General features: G+C 74.7%; 15 protein-coding genes and 1 riboswitch. Of the genes, 12 read left to right on the top strand and 3 right to left on the bottom strand.

Features of this window, described 5'->3' with window-relative positions:
- Positions 1-12: 12 nt before the first annotated feature.
- A complete protein-coding gene (locus MLUT_RS21185) occupies positions 13-1,062 on the top strand; it encodes an agmatine deiminase family protein (protein ID WP_010080170.1) in 1,050 nt (349 codons plus the stop codon).
- Here the strand turns inward: MLUT_RS21185 and MLUT_RS21190 are convergent.
- The gene (locus MLUT_RS21190; protein ID WP_012751085.1) at positions 1,028-2,344 is read right to left on the bottom strand and encodes an AI-2E family transporter; all 1,317 of its coding nucleotides are present in this window, start codon (positions 2,342-2,344) and stop codon (positions 1,028-1,030) included. The genes MLUT_RS21185 and MLUT_RS21190 overlap by 35 nt on opposite strands.
- Before the next feature lie 46 nt (positions 2,345-2,390).
- Positions 2,391-2,496, top strand: a riboswitch (TPP riboswitch).
- Between the two features lie 66 nt (positions 2,497-2,562).
- Between MLUT_RS21190 and MLUT_RS21195 the strand changes: the two genes are divergently transcribed.
- The 7 genes from MLUT_RS21195 (at position 2,563) to MLUT_RS21225 (ending at position 10,211) form a co-directional block, all read left to right on the top strand.
- A complete protein-coding gene (locus tag MLUT_RS21195; protein ID WP_010080168.1) occupies positions 2,563-3,630 on the top strand; it encodes a thiamine ABC transporter substrate-binding protein in 1,068 nt (355 codons plus the stop codon).
- Positions 3,630-5,360 carry an ABC transporter permease gene (locus MLUT_RS21200; protein ID WP_012751086.1) on the top strand — a complete coding sequence of 577 codons (1,731 nt, stop codon included), beginning with the start codon at positions 3,630-3,632 and terminating at the stop codon, positions 5,358-5,360. The genes MLUT_RS21195 and MLUT_RS21200 overlap by 1 nt, the downstream gene beginning before the upstream one ends.
- Positions 5,360-6,061, top strand: a complete 702-nt coding sequence (locus tag MLUT_RS21205; protein WP_010080166.1) for an ABC transporter ATP-binding protein — start codon at positions 5,360-5,362, stop codon at positions 6,059-6,061. The genes MLUT_RS21200 and MLUT_RS21205 overlap by 1 nt, the downstream gene beginning before the upstream one ends.
- Positions 6,058-6,564 carry a TetR family transcriptional regulator gene (locus tag MLUT_RS21210; RefSeq protein WP_010080165.1) on the top strand — a complete coding sequence of 169 codons (507 nt, stop codon included), beginning with the start codon at positions 6,058-6,060 and terminating at the stop codon, positions 6,562-6,564. Before MLUT_RS21205 ends, MLUT_RS21210 begins: the two co-directional genes overlap by 4 nt.
- 206 nt (positions 6,565-6,770) lie before the next feature.
- Positions 6,771-8,123, top strand: coding sequence for an RNase H family protein (locus MLUT_RS21215; protein WP_010080164.1), 1,353 nt, complete (start codon positions 6,771-6,773; stop codon positions 8,121-8,123).
- A 61-nt stretch (positions 8,124-8,184) separates the two neighbouring features.
- The gene (locus MLUT_RS21220; RefSeq protein WP_010080163.1) at positions 8,185-9,627 is read left to right on the top strand and encodes an alanine/glycine:cation symporter family protein; all 1,443 of its coding nucleotides are present in this window, start codon (positions 8,185-8,187) and stop codon (positions 9,625-9,627) included.
- 194 nt (positions 9,628-9,821) lie between these two features.
- A complete protein-coding gene (locus tag MLUT_RS21225) occupies positions 9,822-10,211 on the top strand; it encodes a hypothetical protein (RefSeq protein ID WP_010080162.1) in 390 nt (129 codons plus the stop codon).
- Positions 10,212-10,337: 126 nt separating this feature from the next.
- Here MLUT_RS21225 and MLUT_RS21230 read toward each other — a convergent pair whose 3' ends face one another.
- Complete coding sequence (locus MLUT_RS21230; protein WP_010080161.1) at positions 10,338-10,592, bottom strand: DUF6480 family protein; 255 nt, start codon at positions 10,590-10,592, stop codon at positions 10,338-10,340.
- 267 nt (positions 10,593-10,859) lie between these two features.
- Here MLUT_RS21230 and MLUT_RS21235 point away from each other — a divergent pair, with 267 nt between their 5' ends.
- The 4 genes from MLUT_RS21235 (at position 10,860) to MLUT_RS21250 (ending at position 15,691) form a co-directional block, all read left to right on the top strand.
- Positions 10,860-12,008, top strand: coding sequence for an acetyl-CoA C-acetyltransferase (locus tag MLUT_RS21235; protein ID WP_010080160.1), 1,149 nt, complete (start codon positions 10,860-10,862; stop codon positions 12,006-12,008).
- Positions 12,009-12,028: 20 nt separating this feature from the next.
- Positions 12,029-13,630, top strand: a complete 1,602-nt coding sequence (locus MLUT_RS21240) for a fatty acyl-CoA synthetase (protein ID WP_010080159.1) — start codon at positions 12,029-12,031, stop codon at positions 13,628-13,630.
- Entirely contained in the window at positions 13,627-14,829 is a 1,203-nt protein-coding gene (locus MLUT_RS21245) for an acyl-CoA dehydrogenase family protein (RefSeq protein ID WP_010080158.1), read from the top strand. The genes MLUT_RS21240 and MLUT_RS21245 overlap by 4 nt, the downstream gene beginning before the upstream one ends.
- Positions 14,830-14,890: 61 nt before the next feature.
- The gene (locus tag MLUT_RS21250) at positions 14,891-15,691 is read left to right on the top strand and encodes an enoyl-CoA hydratase/isomerase family protein (RefSeq protein WP_010080157.1); all 801 of its coding nucleotides are present in this window, start codon (positions 14,891-14,893) and stop codon (positions 15,689-15,691) included.
- Between the two features lie 90 nt (positions 15,692-15,781).
- Here MLUT_RS21250 and MLUT_RS23840 read toward each other — a convergent pair whose 3' ends face one another.
- Complete coding sequence (locus MLUT_RS23840; protein WP_002857973.1) at positions 15,782-15,991, bottom strand: hypothetical protein; 210 nt, start codon at positions 15,989-15,991, stop codon at positions 15,782-15,784.
- Positions 15,992-16,436: the final 445 nt, after the last annotated feature.

Consider the following 16,436-nt stretch of genomic DNA (forward strand, 5'->3'; position numbering starts at 1 on the left):
AGCCCGTCCGCCATGGCCGCCGCCGACCCCGTCCCCACCGACGCGCGGGAGCGCCGGGACGTCGTCGTGCCCGTGCCCGGACCCGAGGACCCGCCCGAGCGGGCCTGGCTCGTCCTGCCCCACCGCCACCCGGTGCGGACGCTGCTGGACGAGACGCGGGACGCCGTCGTCGGCCTGGCCGAGACGCTCGCCGCCGTACTGCCGGTGACCGTGCTCGCCCACCCGCGCGACGCCGGGGCGGCGCGGCTGGTGCCCCCGGAGGTGGACCTGCTGCGCGCGCCCGTGGGCTCGCCGCTGCTGGGCCGCACCGGGCCGAGCTTCGTCCGGCGCCCCGAGGGCCTGGCCGCCGTCGCCTGGCGCAGCGCCGCGGGCCTGACCGGGACCGGGCCGCTCGACGGAGCGGCCGCGACGGCCGTGGCGGAGGCGGCGGGACTGCCGCTGCTCACGCCCCTGCTGTGCGCCCCGCGCGGGGCCTGGGTGACCGACGGCGAGGGGACGGCCGTGGTGGCCGCGGACCCCTTGCTGGACGGGCGGATCAACGGCGCGTGGACCCCCGGCCAGGTGGCCGCCGAGTTCGCCGCCCTGCTGGGGATCACCCGGGTGCTGTGGCTGCCGCCGGCACCGCGGCCGGACACCGGGCCGTGGGGCGGGCCCGGCCACCTGGCCTCGTGGGTGCGGCTGCGGGGCGACGGCGAGGCCGCCGTGCACTGGCGCGGCGACCGGTTCCACCCCGAGCACCCCTACGCCGCGGCGGTGCTGCGCTTCCTGCAGGGCGCCGACGACGCCGCCGGACGGCCCCTGCGCGTGCGCACGGTGACCGGGGCGGCGCAGCCCGCCGCGTACGACCCGGCCGAGCGGGGCCCCCGCTCCCTCCTGGACACTCTGCCGCTGGGCGCGGCGGTGCTGCGCCCGGCGTTCGAGGACGCCGCGGGCGAGGAGGCCGCGGCCGCCGCGTGTGCGGCACTGCACCCGGGGCTGCCCCAGCTGTCGTTCCCCGCCCCGCCGCTGCTGCGGCTGGCCGGCGCGCTCAACGACCTGGTGCTGCTCCAGCCTCGCCCGTGACCTCGTCCGCCGCGGGGCCGTCCTCGTCTCCACCGTCCGCCGGGGCGCGGTCCTCGTCTCCACCGTCCGCCGGGGCGCGGTCCTCGTCTCCCCCGTGCGCGTCGGACCGCCAGGCCGCCGGGCGCAGCCGTTCCAGGAGCGAGGACTGACGGCGCTCCATGCCCTTCAGATCCGAGGCGATGAGCGCGTTGATCCAGCGGGCGTTCGGGTCGGCGTCGATCAGCACGGCCTTGGCCAACAGCGTGCAGGGCAGCGCGAGGATGGCGCCGAGCGGGCCCAGGACCCAGGCCCAGAAGAGCAGGGAGAGGAAGCTGACGGTGGGGATCACGCCGATCGCGTCGCCGGCCACCTTGGGCTGGATCACGGACTGCAGCACGAAGTTCAGCACCGAGTAGCTGACCACCACCCACAGGAAGTCGGACCAGCCGCCCGCCGCCAGGCCCAGGACGGCCGGCGGCAGCAGGCCGATGATGAAGCCGACGTTCGGGACGTAGTTGGTGAGGAAGCTGAGCACGCCCCACACGAGCGCGAGTGGGACGCCGATCAGCATGAGGGCGATCACGTCCAGCACCGCCACGATCAGGCCGAACACCGTGGTGACCACCCAGTAGCGGCGCACGCCCTGGGCGAACTCGACCAGGGCGTGGCCGAACTCATGGCGGGCGGTGCTGAGCAGGCGGACGCGGCGTTCGACGTCCATCGAGTCCATCGCCAGGAAGAACATGCCCATGATCACGGTGACGAGCAGGCCGAAGACCGCGTAGACGTTCGTGGCGATCTTCGTGACGGCGCTGACGGCCGTCCCGGTCACGGCGCTCATGTCGATCGAGGCCAGCTGCTGGGACACCATGTCCGGGGTCACGCCGCGCTCGCTGAGCCAGTGCGAGACGTCCAGGACGATCTGCTGGAAGCGGTCCGTGTACTTCGGCAGCTCCGCCACCAGCTCGAGGCCGGACCACACCATCATGCCCCCGAACACGCCCATCACCGCGACGATCAGCAGGACGGTGGTGGTGGCGCCGAGCACGGGGTGCAGGCCCCGGCGGATGAGCCAGGCCTGCAGCGGGTAGGCCACGATCACGAGGTTCAGCCCCAGGAAGACGGGCGCCGCGATGGAGGCGATCCCCTGGAAGAACTGCACCACCAGCACCAGGCCCGCGAGCGTCAGGACGATCACCAGCATGCGCGGCCACATGCGGTGGGGGCGGCGGATGTCCCAGTCGGAGGCGGGGCTGGACGAGGCGGGCGGCGGGGTCACCCCCGCGGGCTGTGCGGCGCTCACGCGGGCAGTCTATGCGCGGGCCGGACGGGGTAGGGTCGGGACCAGTCCACATCGACAGGGGAGCGCCCGCGCGGCGCTGAGAGTGCGGTCCGCCGCAGACCCTCGAACCTGCTCCGGTCCGCACCGGCGAAGGAAGTCGAGTCTCCCGGTCGACGTCGTCCCGGGATTCCGGTGGCGGCCTCGTCCCGGCCCCTCTGCCGTCCCAGAGGAGAACCGCCATGTCCCGCACCCCGCACCGCGCCCTCGCCGCCCTCTCGGTGGCCGCCCTCGCCCTCACCGGCTGTTCGGTGTCCGGCTCGTCCGGCGACGGGGCGTCGTCGTCCGCCTCCGGGGCCGGCGGCGGCGAGCCGACGACGGTGACGATCATGACGCACGACTCGTTCAACCTGCCCCAGGAGCTCGTCCAGAAGTTCGAGCAGGAGTCCGGCTACACCCTGAAGACCACGGCCCCCGGCGACGCCGGCAGCGTGGTGAACCAGCTCCTGCTGGCCAAGGACGAGCCCACCGTGGACGGCGTCTACGGCGTGGAGGACCACTCGGCGCACCGCCTCGTCCGCGAGGGCGTCGTCGCCGCCTACACACCGAAGGACCTGCCCGCCTCCGCGCAGGACCGGATGGTGGAGGACCGCATGACCCCGGTGGACCAGGGCCAGGTGTGCTTCAACACGGATCCGGCGTGGTTCACCGACCACGACGTCGAGGCCCCCACCTCGATCGACCAGCTCGACGACCCCGAGTACGCGAAGCTGACGGTCGCCACCTCCCCCGTGGCCTCCTCCCCCGGCCTGGCGCTGCTCGCGGCCACCACGGAGAAGTACGGCGACGACGGCTGGCAGGACTGGTGGCAGGGCCTGATGGAGAACGGCGGCAAGGTCGCCGACAGCTGGTCCGACGCCTACAACTCGGACTTCTCCGGCGGCGAGGGCAAGGGTCAGTTCCCGGTGGTGCTCTCCTACTCCTCCTCCCCCGCGTTCGCCCCCGAGACCGAGGTGATCGAGGACTCCTGCACCCCGCAGGTCGAGTACGCCGGCGTGCTCGAGGGCGCGAAGAACCCCGAGGGCGCGCAGGCGTTCGTGGACTTCCTGCTCACCGAGGAGGTCCAGTCCGCCCTGCCCGAGTCGATGTACATGTACCCGATCGACGAGTCAGTGCAGCTGCCCGAGGAGTGGGCGCAGAACGCGCCGCTCGTCGAGGACGCCATCACCCCGGACCCCGCCCGCATCGACGAGCGCCGCGAGGACCTGCTGAAGGAGTGGACCGCCCTGTCCGAGGCCTCCCGGCGCTGATGTCCGCGCTCACCGAGGTCGCGGCCCCCGGCACGGACCTGCCGCGCCGGCGGGCCCGCGGCCGGGGGGACGGGCTCGGCCCGTGGTGGCTGGTGGCCGCCGTCCTGCCGGTCGCCTTCCTGCTCGTCTTCTTCGCGTGGCCCGTGGCGGCCATGCTCTGGCGCGGGATCGGCGGCGACGCGGACGCGTTCACCGGCGCCGTGGACCTCACCGCCTTCGGGGAGACCCTCGCCCGCGAGCGCACGTGGCGCATCCTCGGCCAGACGCTCGGGATGGCCGCCGCCGGAACGGTGGTCTCCGTGGCGCTCGGCCTGCCGACCGCGTTCGTGCTGCACCGGCGTCGCGTCCCGGGGCGGGCCGTGCTCCGCGCCCTCGTGCTCGTGCCGTTCGTGCTGCCCACGGTGGTGGTCGGCGTCGCGTTCCGCGCCCTGCTCGCCCCCGGCGGACCGCTGGGCTTCACCGGGCTGGACCAGACGACCACCGCCGTCGTGCTGGCCATGGTCTTCTTCAACGTGTCCGTGGTGGTGCGCCAGGTGGGCGCGCTGTGGAACGCGCTGGACCCGCGCCAGACCGAGGCCGCCCGCACCCTGGGCGCCTCGCCGTGGTGGGCGTTCCGCACCGTGACGCTGCCCCAGCTCGCCCCGGCGATCGCCGCGAGCGCGGCGCTGGTGTTCCTGTTCTGCGCGTCCGCGTTCGGCATCGTCCAGACGCTCGGCCGGCCCGGCTACGGCACGCTCGAGTCGGAGATCTGGGTGCAGACCTCCGTCTACCTGGACCTGCGGACCGCGGCGGTGTTCTCCGTGCTGCAGTTCGCGGTGGTGCTGGCCGCCGTCGTGGTCTCCGGCGTGACGGCGGCGCGCACCCAGCGGGCGCTGCGCCTGCGGGAGACGCCGCCGGCCCGGCTCACGCGCGCGGACGCGGTCCCGGTGGCCGTGATGCTCGCGGTGGTGGCGCTCGTGGTGGCGCCGATCCTGACGCTCGTGGTGCGCTCCTTCCACACCCGCCACGGCTGGGGGCTGGGCAACTACGAGCTGCTCTCCACGAGCGCGGGCAGCGGGTTCGTGGGCGGGTCGACGCCGGCGCAGGCGCTCGAACAGTCCCTGCGGGTGGCCGTGGACGCCACGCTCGTGACGCTCGTGGTGGCCGTGCCGCTGGCCCTGCTGCTGACCCGGCCCTTCCGCTCACGCGCGGCGCTGGCGGCCCAGCGGGCCCTCGACGGCGCCCTGCTCCTGCCGCTCGGGGTGTCCGCGGTGACCGTGGGCTTCGGCTTCGTCGTGTCCCTGCGGGCCACGTTCCCGGAGCTGGCGGCCTCGGGCGTGCTCGTGCCGCTGGCCCAGGCGGTGGTGGCGCTGCCGCTCGCGGTGCGGGCGCTCGTGCCCGTGCTCGCGGCGGTGGATCCGCGGCTGCGGGAGGCCGCGCGCACCCTCGGGGCGGGCCCGTGGCGGGTGCTGGCCACCGTGGACGGCCCGTTCCTCGCCCGCGGCGTGGGCGTGGCCGCGGGCTTCGCGTTCGCGGTGTCCCTGGGCGAGTTCGGGGCCACGAGCTTCCTGGCGAGCCCGTCCGCGCCCACCCTGCCGGTGCTGATCGCCCGGCTGCTGGGCCGGCCGGGCGCGGACAACTACGGGATGGCGCTCGCGGCGGCCACGGTGCTGGCCGTGCTGAGCGCCGGGATCATGCTGGTGTGCGAGCGGCTGCGCCCCCGGGGCCCGGCCGGGGCGGGAGGTCTCTGATGACGCCGACGGCGACGGGGGCCTCCCTCCGGCTGCGGGACGTGGCGATCCGCTATCCGGACGGCTCCACCCCCGTGCGGGGGACGGACCTGGACGTGGCCGCCGGGGAGATCGTGGCGCTCGTGGGCGCCTCCGGCTCGGGCAAGTCCACCATCCTGCGCGGGATCGCCGGGCTCGAGGACGTCGTGGCGGGCACGGTGGAGCTCGACGGGCGGGACGTGGCCGCGGTGCCGACGCACCGCCGGGGCGTGGGGATGGTGTTCCAGGACGGGCAGCTGTTCCCGCACCGGACCGTGGGCCGGAACGTGGCGTACGGTCTCGAGTCCGCCGGCTGGGACCGGGCCCGGCGGCGGGCACGCGTGGCCGAGCTGCTGGACCTGGTGGGCCTGACCGAGCTCCAGGACCGGCCCGTGCAGCGGCTCTCCGGCGGGCAGGCCCAGCGCGTGGCGCTGGCCCGGTCGCTGGCCCCGGCCCCGCGGGTGCTCCTGCTGGACGAGCCGCTGTCCGCGCTCGACGCGGACCTGCGCCGGCGCCTGGCCGAGGACATCCGGACGGTGCTGCGGGCAGCGGGGACGACCGGCGTCGTCGTCACCCACGACCTCGCGGAGGCGGCGGTGATGGCCGACCGCACCGTGCGCCTGGGCGCGGGCGGACGCATCGCGGCGGAGGAGGACGGCCCGGCGGTAGCCTCTCAGGCATGACCCCGCCCGCACCCCGCCCCCGGCTGACCGCCCAGGACGTGGTGGACGCCGCCGTCGGGATCCTGCAGGACTTCGGCATGGGCGACCTGTCCATGCGGCGCGTGGCCGCGGTGCTGGGCGTGCAGGCCTCCGCGCTGTACTGGCACGTGCCGGACAAGCAGTCGCTGCTGGCGCGGGTGGCGGACCGGATCGTCGCCGAGGCGGAGGAGACCGTGCGCGCCCGCCGCGTCACGGACCTGGCGGGCCGCGCCGAGGCCGCGGAGGCCGCCCTGCTGCGGCACCGGGACGGGGCGGACGTGGTGCTCTCCGCCCTCGCGCTCGGGCTGGGCGGCCTCGGCCTGCACCGTCTGCTCACCGAGGCGGCGGACACCCCGGAGGACGGGGAGCGGGCCCTGGCGCTGCTGCTGGGCACCGTGTCCCTGCGGCAGCAGCGCGCGCAGGCGCAGGCGCTCGGCGTGCCGACCGGCCCGGACGTGCAGCGGCACCGCACGGACCCGCTCTGAGCCCCCGTCCGGCGCCGCCGCGCGGGAGGCCGAGGAGAGGAGACCTGCCTCCTCACAGGTGCGCTCGGTAAGGTCGGGCGGACAGGTCGGGACGGGTCGTCCCCTTCGTTCAGGGCGATCCCGCCCGACCGCCGCAGGACCAGCATGGCCCGCCGGACCCGGCTCACAGCGTCGGCGCGGTCTCCTTCGACACAGCCGGCGAAGCCATGGGAGCACGGATCAACCACCCGCGGACGGTCGTGGACCGGACGCTGCATCACGACGTCGAGGCCGCGCACCCCGCGGCGCTCGTCGACGTGGGCTGGGACTTCCGTGGTCCGGGCGCCAAGGGGGAGGAGCAGCACCGTCCCCTGCGCGTGGTCCGTGCGCGCCGGCCTCGGGGCGCCCCGCGGGACCGCAACGACGTCGACCTCACGCGCACCGGCCCCGTCGTCCCACGCCCCGCCCCGCCGCGCACCCGGATCCGCCGGGACGGCGTCCGCGTGGTGGCCAGCCCGCTGGCCATGCTGCCCGGCGTGGACCACGGCCCCGCCCTCCGCCTGGACCTGCACCCGACGACGGGGGGCATCGTCTACGTGGCCCGCGAGCTCGAGCTGCGCGAGCTCGGCGACGACGTCCGCGGCCAGGTCTACACCGGCATGATCGGCACGGCGCACCTGAGCGCCTTCTGGTCCACCGTCACGGTCGAGCTGCCGCCGGAGCGCCCGGTGATCGTGCGGCTGCGCTCGGACCGGGACGCCGAGCTGCTCGCCCTGCTCGAGGTCCTCGCCCCCGTGGACACGCGCGTGGTCTCCTACCGGCTCGACGAGTCCCCCGTGGGCACGCAGCGCTCCAGCTACCTGCTGCCGGACGTGGACCCGGAGACGGTCGCCCAGACGGGTGCGGCCCGGATCCCGCTCGAGGCCGTCGAGGCCGCCCAGGAGGAGGAGGACGCGCTGCGCCGCTCCTCCGGCGTCTTCCTCTCCCGCCGCCGCACGGACCGCTTCCTGCGCCGCAACCTGCCCGGGGTGACCCACAGCCTCACGTTCACGGACGAGGCGGACGTGACGGACGTGTACGTGGACGGCTCCGTGCTGCGCGGCTCCCGCATCGGCGGGGCGGCCGCCGTCGCCGGACCGAACATGTGGGCCGTGCAGGCCGTGGCCGGGGCCACGATGCCGCTCGAGGTGGAACTCGAGGCCCTCGTGCTGGGGCACGTGATCTGCGCGTGGGCGGGCACCCCCGGCGGCCGGGTCACCATCCACTCGGACTCGCGCGCCGCGCTGGCCATGCTCAACGCCGCCCGCCGCGAGCGGCTCACCCTCGGCGGCGCCCGGGGCGAGCGCATCCGCCGCACCCTGCGGCGCCTGCTGGCCGCCGTCGACCTGGCGCAGGCCGCGGACGTCCAGGTGGACACCACGTGGGTCAAGGGCCACGTGGGCGTGCACGGCAACGAACTGGCCGACGACCTCGCCCGGGCCGCCGCCCGCCACGCCAGCGTCGGCACCCCCGAGGGGGACCTGCCCGAGCGGATGGGGCAGCTGATCCAGCTCCGCGTCGAGGATGACGCCACCGGCTGACCCCGGCCCCCGATTCCCCGTCCTCCGCCCCAGCCTCTAAGGTGGGGCTGTGGAAGCGACAGTGGAACAGATCACAGCGGCCATCACGGCCCTGAACGACAAGTACTGGTACGTCGTGATGGCGCTGCTCTTCGTGGCCGGGGTGTGGTTCACCATCCGGACCGTGGGCGTGCAGGTGCGCATGCTCCCGGAGATGCTGCGGTCGGTGACGGCCAAGTCCCAGACCGGGTTCGAGAACGACGGCGTGAGCCCGTTCCGCGCCTTCACCATCTCGGCGGCCTCGCGCGTGGGCACCGGCAACGTGGCCGGCGTGGCGATCGCGATCGTGATCGGCGGCCCGGGCGCGGTGTTCTGGATGTGGCTGCTGGCGATCCTCGGCGGCGCCACCGCCTTCGTCGAGTCCACGCTGGCCCAGCTGTACAAGCAGAAGGGCGCGGACGGCTACTTCGGCGGCCCCGCGTACTACATCCGCGACGGCCTGGGCGCGAAGTGGCTGGCGGCCGTGTTCGCCGTCGCCATCACCGTGACCTACGGCTTCGTGTTCAACGCCGTGCAGTCCAACTCGATCTCCGAGTCCGTGCAGGCCAACTGGGGCGCGTCCTCCACCACCGCGTGGATCGTGGGCCTGGGCCTGGCCGTCCTCACCGGCCTCGTGATCTTCGGCGGCGTGCGCCGACTCTCGGCCGTGACCAACGTGCTGGTCCCCGCGATGGCCACGTTCTACATCCTCCTGGCCCTGATCGTGATGGTCGTCAACATCACCGAGGTCCCGGGCATGATCGCGCTGATCGTGGGCCACGCCTTCGGCCTGCGCGAGGTCGCGGGCGCCGCCGTCGGCATGACGATGGTGATGCAGGGCGTGCGTCGCGGCATGTTCTCCAACGAGGCCGGCATGGGCTCCGCCCCGAACGCCGCCGCCACCGCGGCCGTCTCCCACCCGGCCAAGCAGGGCTTCGTGCAGTCCCTGGGCGTCTACTTCGACACCCTGATCGTGTGCTCGGCCACCGCGTTCATCATCCTGCTCTCCAACCCGGCCTACGGGCGCGGGGAGGCGCTCGGCATGCAGGTGACCCAGGGTGCGCTCCAGCAGGCCGTGGGCGCGTGGGCCGGCCCGGCCCTGACGGTCATCATCTTCTTCCTGGCCTGGTCCTCCGTGCTGGGCAACACCTACTACGGAGAGGCCAACATCCGGTACCTGGCCGGCCGCCACGCGGGTCGGGCCATCACCGTGTTCCGCGTGCTCGTGCTGGTGTGCGTGGTCGGCGGCGCGCTGGGCTCCGTGGCGCTGGTGTGGAACCTCGCGGACACGTTCGCGGCCCTCATGGCGACCATCAACCTCGTGGCGATCATCCCGCTGGGCGGGCTGGCCGTGAAGCTGCTCCGGGACTACGAGCGCAAGCTCAAGGCGGGCATGGATCCGGGCTTCCACATCTCCGACCTGCCCGAGGCGCGGAACGTGGCCCTCTGGCGGGACGAGCCGAAGACCTCCCCGCTCGAGGACTGACGCCCCCGCCCTCCCGCGCGTTTCGAGGCGGGATATCGACCCCATCCGGCTGCCGCGGGCGGCCGTGGGGTGGATATCCCGCCTCGATGCATGAGGAGGCGCGGTCTGGACACCGTGCGGGGGTCGGGGCCTAGGTTGAGGCGCACCCGACCGGCCACACCCGAGCGGCCGGCACGACGTCCGAGGAGGACACCATGGGCATCCTCTCCAGCATCACCCGCACTCTCGGCGGCGGCCGCTCCAGCCGTCCCACGATCGGTGCGCACGACGGCCGGTCCCCCGGCTTCGGGCGGCAGGCCCGCACTCAGGGACGCCGGTCCAGCGGCCTGGGCGGTGCCCTCCTGGGCACGCTCGGCGGTCTGGCGCTGCGTGAGCTCTCGCGCCGCGGCGCCGGGGGCACGACGCGCGGGCGCGGCTCCGGTGCGTACCGCGGCGGTTTCGGACCCTCGGCCCGGTCCACGGGCGGACTCGGCACCGGTCTGTTGGGCGGGCTGCTCGGCGGGGCCCTCGCCTCCCGCGGCCGGTCCGGTGCCGTCGGCCGACGCACGGCGGGTGGCCGCCGGACCATGGGCGGCGGCTTCTGACCGCTGCGCGGGCGCGGAGTCGTCGCTGAACGGCATCACCGCGGAGCGGACACAACCACGGGGCGGGCACCGACGGATCGGTGCCCGCCCCGTGGTCGTGGCGTGCCCAGGCGTCTGCGCCGCGGCTCAGCCGAGACCGGCGACGCGGCCCAGGATGAACAGCAGGACGCCGATGACCACGAGGGCGATGATCAGCCCGAGCACGATCTTGCCGGCCGAGCGCTCGCCGGTCTGCTCCACGTCCATGCCCGGGTTGTCCGGGCCGACGCCTGCACCCTCGGCTGGGGGCGTGTCGCCGTCGAACGCGACGCCGGAGGTCTCGTCCGTCGCCTCGCGTGCGCGCCGGGCGTCCTGGGGGTCGGGGGTGTGCGGGGTGGCCATGGCCGGTTCCTCTCGTCTCGCCGGCACGGGTGCGTGCCGCTGGCCCTCACGCTAGGCCCGGGGCAGGGGGTCCTGACCAGGGCGAGGCGACGCCCGCCCCCAGCGCTTTCGTGGCCGAAACGGCGCGCCCCGAGCCGCTTTCGTTGACGAAACGGCGCCCTCCGCGACGTCCGCGCCGCCGCGACGGATCCCGTCACACTCTTGATCGTTGGACGTCCAAGCAATAGCGTGATCGGCGTCACGTCCCCGCCGTCCGGAGGAGCCCCCATGCCCGAGGCCTACATCATCGACGCCGTCCGCACCCCCGTGGGTCGCCGAGGGAAGGGGCTCGCCGGCGTGCATCCCCTCGATCTGGCGGCCGCGCCGCTGCGCGAGCTCGTCGCCCGCCAGGACATCGACTCGGCCGAGTACGACGAGGTCATCCTCGGCTGCATCGACCAGCTCGGCCCGCAGGCCATGGACGTGGCGCGCAACGCCTGGCTCGCGGCCGGGCTCTCCGAGGACGTCCCCGGCACCACGGTCGAACGCCAGTGCGGCTCCGGCCAGCAGGCGGTCCACTACGCCGCGCAGGCCGTCATGAGCGGGACGGCGGACCTCGTCGTCGCCGGCGGCGTGCAGTCCATGAGCGCGATCCCGCTCTCCCGGTCCAACACGGCCGCCCGCGAGCTCGGCTTCCCCGACCCGTTCACCGGCTCCGAGTCCTGGGCCGCCCGCTACGGGGACGAGGAGATCTCCCAGTTCCGCGGGGCCGAGATGATGGCCCGGCACTGGAACCTGGACCGTGACGCCCTGGAGGCGTTCGCGGTGCGCTCCCACGAGCGCGCGCTCGCCGCCCAGGCCGACGGTCGCTTCGACCGCGAGATCCTACCCCTCGCCGGCCTCACCGCGGACGAGGGCCCCCGCACCCCGGACGCCGCGAAGATCGCCTCGCTCGACCCGATCGTCCCCGGCGGGCTGCACACCGCGGCCACCGCGTCCCAGATGTCCGACGGCGCGGCCGCCCTCCTGCTCGCCTCCGAGGAGGCCGTGCGCCGCCACGGCCTCACCCCGCGAGCCCGCATCCACCACCTCTCCGCCCGCGGCGCCGACCCCGTGATGATGCTCTCCGCCCCGATCCCGGCGACGGCGTACGCGCTCGACCGCATGGGTCTGACCATCGACGACATGGACCTCGTGGAGATCAACGAGGCGTTCGCCGCCGTCGTGCTGGCCTGGCTGACCGAGACCGGCGCGGACCCGGCGAAGGTCAACGTCAACGGCGGGGCGATCGCCCTGGGCCACCCCATCGGCGCCACCGGTGCCCGCCTGATGACCTCCCTGCTGCACGAGCTCGAGCGCAGCGGCGGCCGCTACGGCCTGCAGACCATGTGCGAGGGCGGCGGCCAGGCCAACGTCACCGTGATCGAACGTCTCTGACCCATCCCCCGGAGGTTCCCATGCCAGACCAGATCACCCACCCCACCGACGCCGCCGCCCACCTCTCCCCCGCCCCGGAGGACACGATCGGCCGCGTGTTCGCACGCGCGGTCGCCCGCTCCCCGCAGGCCGTCGCCCTGCGCTTCGAGGATCGCGACTGGACCTACGCCCAGCTCCGGGACGGAGCGCACCGCGTGGCCCGCCGCCTCCAGGACACCGGCCTGCCGGCCGGCACCCGGGTGGCCGCCTACGCCACCAACTCGGACGCCTACGCGCTGCTCTTCCTGGCCTGCGTCACGGCCGGCTACGTGCACGTGCCCGTGAACTTCGCGCTCAAGGGCGGCGAGCTCGCGCACGCCCTCGAGGACTCCGGCGCGGAGCTGCTCGTGGCCGACGCCGGCATGCTCGAGCGCGTCGACCAGGTCCGGGCCGAGGGCCGCGCGTCGGCTCTGCGGCACGTGTGGACCATGCTCCCCGCCGGCCACGCCGAGCCCTCCGTGCTTCAGACCGCCCAGGACGAGACGCTGGACGCCGCCGCCCCGGAGGCGGAGGTGTCGGCCACCGACCTGGCCCAGCTGCTCTACACCTCCGGCACCACCTCCACCCCCAAGGGCGCCATGATGTCCCACCGGGCGCTCGTGGCGGAGTACCTCTCCTCGATCATCGCGCTGGACTTCACGGCCGAGGACCGCCCCCTGGTGGCCATGCCGCTGTACCACTCGGCCGCGATGCACGTGTTCCTGCTCCCCTACCTGAGCCTCGGGGCCACGGTGCGCCTGCTGGCCGCCCCGGACATCCCCCGGATGCTCGAGCTCGTGGAGACCGAGCACATCGGCTCCCTGTTCCTGGCGCCTACCGTCTGGGTGCCGCTGGCGAACCACCCGGGCCTGGCCACGCGCGACCTCTCCTCGCTGCGCAAAGCCCAGTACGGGGCCTCGATCATGCCGGTGACCGTGCTGCAGCGCCTGCGCCAGAGCCAGCCGGGCATCGGCTTCTACAACTGCTTCGGCCAGTCCGAGCTGGGCCCGCTGTGCACCGTGCTGCGCCCCGAGGAGCACGACGCGCGGCCGGCCTCATGCGGCCGCCCCGTGTTCCACGTGGAGGCGCGGGTGATGACGGCCGACGGCGCCCCCGCCGCGCCCGGCGAGCCCGGCGAGATCCAGTACCGCTCGCCGCAGCTGCTCTCCGGCTACTGGAACCGTCCCGATGCCACCGCGGACGCCTTCACCGACGACGGCTGGTTCCGCTCCGGCGACCAGGTCACCCAGGACGCGGCCGGCTACATCCAGGTGGTGGACCGCATCAAGGACGTCATCAACACGGGCGGCGTGCTGGTCGCCCCGCGCGAGGTCGAGGACGCGATCTACGAGCTCGACGAGGTGGCCGAGGTCGCCGTCATCGGCCTGCCGGACGAGCGCTGGATCGAGGCGGTGACCGCCGTCGTCGTGCTCAAGGAGGGCGCCGAGCTGACCGCGGAGACCGTGCGCACCCACGTGAAGGAGCGCCTGGCGGGCTTCAAGGTGCCCAAGCGCGTGGACTTCGTGGCGGAGCTGCCGCGGAACCAGTCGGGCAAGCTCCTCAAGCGCGCGCTGCGCGCCGAGCGCACGCAGGAGGCCCGGTGACGCGCAGGCAGAAGCCGACGTACGACGTCGTCACGCCCCTGGACGTCGACTACCTGGACGCGTTCGGGGAGGCCACGGACGAGGACCGCACTCACTGGGACCGCGCCCGTGCCTACGGCCGGGAGGTGCTCGAGCGGATCGACGGGCACTGGGACCGGGCGGAGTACCCGTTGGACCTGGTGGCGCGGGCGGGTGAGCTGGACCTGCTCACGGACGGGCTGGAGGTGCCGGGGCACGCGGTGATGTCCCCGTTGGCGGCTGGCCTGGTGGCGATGGAGATCTCCCGGGCGGACGGGTCGATGGCGGCCGCGGCGGCGGTGCAGGGCGGGCTCGTGCTGCGCGCCCTGGTGCACTGCGCCGGCCCGGAGCAGAAGGAGCGGTACCTCGCGCCGGTGGCGCGCGGCACGCTGCCGGGCGGGTTCGCGCTCACGGAGCCGCTGCACGGCTCGGACTCGGTGTCCCTCGAGACGTCCGCGCGGCCCGACGGCGCCGGCGGCTGGGTGCTGAACGGCGCCAAGAAGTGGATCGGCAACGGGGCCGCCGGAGGCATCACGATCGTGTGGGCGCGCGACACCGAGGACGGGCAGGTCAAGGGGTTCGTGGTGGAGCAGTCCACGCCCGGATACGAGGCCGAGGTGATCACGGGCAAGGGCGCGCTGCGGGCGATCCACCAGGCCGAGATCACGCTGACCGACGTGCGGGTGGGCGACGACGCGCGGCTGCCGGGCGTGGCGACGTTCAAAGACGCCGCGCGCGTGCTGGTGGCCACCCGCGTGAACGTGGGCTGGTCCGCGCTGGGCCACGCCACGGCGATGTTCGAGGCCGCGCTGGCGTACGCCCGGCAGCGCGAGCAGTTCGGCAAGCCGCTGGGAGCGCACCAGATGGTGCAGGAGCGGCTCGCGCAGATGCTGGACGAGGTGACCGCGATGCAGACCCGTTGCGTGGCCGTGGCCCGTCTGCAGGCGGCCGGGCGGCTGCGTGACGAGCAGGCCTCCCTGCTGAAGTACGCCTGCACCCGGGGCGCGCGGCGGGTCGCGCAGATCGCCCGGGACATGCTCGGCGGCAACGGCATCCTCCTGGAGCACCGGGTGATGCGGCACTTCGCCGACGTCGAGGCGCTGCACACCTACGAGGGCACCGAGTCCGTGCAGGCGTTGATCCTCGGCCGGGACCTGACGGGGTACAGCGCGTTCGCGTGAGCCCCGGCCGGCCGCTCTCGTGCCCGGCACCCGCCCCCACCTTCCGACCCCAGGAGCTGACATGACCACCGCACCCACCCCTTCTTCCTCCGACGACGCCCCCGCCGTCCTCGTCGAGACGCGGCCCGGCGTCGTGCGGCTGACGCTGAACCGGCCGGCGAAGGGCAACGCGCTCGGACTGACGATGGCGCGCGAGGTGCTCGCGGCGATCGCCGCGGCCGAGGCGGACGAGTCCGTGCACGTGCTCACGCTGACCGGCGCGGGGCGGATCTTCTGCGGCGGCGGGGACGTCCAGGCCATGGCCGCCGCGCCCGCCGGGCCGGAGCGGCGCGCGATGATCCAGGAGCTCGGCGAGGCGGCGGGCGAGGTCGCGGTGGCGCTGACGGGCTCTCGCCTGCTGGTGCTGGCCGGCGTCAACGGGACGGCCGCCGGGGCGGGGCTCGGGCTCATGCTGGGCGGCGACGTCGTGCTGGTGCGCGAGGATGCGCAGCTGGTGACGGCGTTCTCCGCGCTCGGGATGACCCCGGACACGGGCGTGTCCTATTGGCTGCCGCGGGCGCTCGGGCCGGTGCGCGCGACGCAGCTGCTGCTCGGCGGGCGGCGCCTGAACGGGGCCGAGGCCGTCGCGTGGGGCCTGGCGACCGAGGCGGTGGCCGGGGACGCGTTCGCGGCGCGTCTGGCGGCGCTCGAGGACGAGCTGGTGGCCGGTCCGGCACACACCTACGGGCCGACCAAGGCGCTGGCGCGCGGGGCCGACGTCGAGGCGCTGCGCGCGCATGTGCGGCAGGAGGCGGCGTCGATCGCGGCGGCGTCCGAGCACCCGGAGGCTGTGCGGCGGGTGGAGGCGTTCGCGGGCCGGTGAGGGGCGGGCCGCGGCCCAGGCCGCCAGTGGCCAGGCCGGCGGCGCGCCTCCACCGGGCCGACCCCGGTCAGGCGCGCGAGGGCGTGGAGGTCACTTGAACATCTTCAGGACGTCGCCCAGGCCGACCGTGGTGCGCCGGTAGACGGCGTTGTAGGCGGCGCGCTTCGGATCTCGCAGCCAGCCCATCCCCTTGCGGCCGTAGCCGGGGATGACCTTGCGCTTGATCGCACGCTTGGCGCGGCCCGTGGTGCGGGCCTTGATGGACTTCTTCAGGCTGGGCTTGCGGAGACCAATCTTCATGGGGCGAGCGTACTGGGTGGGGTGGACGGGGTGAGGGGGTCAGCGGACACCGGATCCGCAGCACCTGGCCGGGGTGGAGGACTGTGCTCAGCGTGGGCCCGTTCAGGCTGAGCAGCTGAGCGAGCGGCACGCCGGTGGCGCGGGAGATCGCGGACCAGCCGCCCGGGACGGCGTAGGCCACCGCGATCCCGCTCAGCGTCTGCCCCGCCTGGACGGTCACGGTCCGGGCGCCGGTGGCGCGGTCCGCCGCGAGGCGCACCAGCTGCGCGTCGACGCTCAGGCCCTGGGCGCGGGGGTGGATCCGGTCCGCGCGGAAGTCGGTGACGTACCGCGAGGCCGCCTCCCAGTCCGTCACCGCCACCCGGCCCGGGTAGCGGGCAGCGAGGTCGCGCATGGCCTGCTCAGTGAAGGCCCTCCAGGCGACCGGCCCGGACGCGGTGACCAG

This window comes from Micrococcus luteus NCTC 2665 (assembly GCF_000023205.1).
Lineage (GTDB): Bacteria > Actinomycetota > Actinomycetes > Actinomycetales > Micrococcaceae > Micrococcus > Micrococcus luteus.

Coding starts and splice junctions, on each gene's coding strand:
- MLUT_RS21185 (WP_010080170.1), top strand. CDS start 13: ATGGCCGCCGCCGACCCCGTCCCCACCGACGCGCGGGAGCGCCGGGAC.
- MLUT_RS21195 (WP_010080168.1), top strand. CDS start 2,563: ATGTCCCGCACCCCGCACCGCGCCCTCGCCGCCCTCTCGGTGGCCGCC.
- MLUT_RS21200 (WP_012751086.1), top strand. CDS start 3,630: ATGTCCGCGCTCACCGAGGTCGCGGCCCCCGGCACGGACCTGCCGCGC.
- MLUT_RS21205 (WP_010080166.1), top strand. CDS start 5,360: ATGACGCCGACGGCGACGGGGGCCTCCCTCCGGCTGCGGGACGTGGCG.
- MLUT_RS21210 (WP_010080165.1), top strand. CDS start 6,058: ATGACCCCGCCCGCACCCCGCCCCCGGCTGACCGCCCAGGACGTGGTG.
- MLUT_RS21215 (WP_010080164.1), top strand. CDS start 6,771: ATGGGAGCACGGATCAACCACCCGCGGACGGTCGTGGACCGGACGCTG.
- MLUT_RS21225 (WP_010080162.1), top strand. CDS start 9,822: ATGGGCATCCTCTCCAGCATCACCCGCACTCTCGGCGGCGGCCGCTCC.
- MLUT_RS21230 (WP_010080161.1), bottom strand. CDS start 10,592: ATGGCCACCCCGCACACCCCCGACCCCCAGGACGCCCGGCGCGCACGC.
- MLUT_RS21235 (WP_010080160.1), top strand. CDS start 10,860: ATGCCCGAGGCCTACATCATCGACGCCGTCCGCACCCCCGTGGGTCGC.
- MLUT_RS21240 (WP_010080159.1), top strand. CDS start 12,029: ATGCCAGACCAGATCACCCACCCCACCGACGCCGCCGCCCACCTCTCC.
- MLUT_RS21250 (WP_010080157.1), top strand. CDS start 14,891: ATGACCACCGCACCCACCCCTTCTTCCTCCGACGACGCCCCCGCCGTC.
- MLUT_RS23840 (WP_002857973.1), bottom strand. CDS start 15,991: ATGAAGATTGGTCTCCGCAAGCCCAGCCTGAAGAAGTCCATCAAGGCC.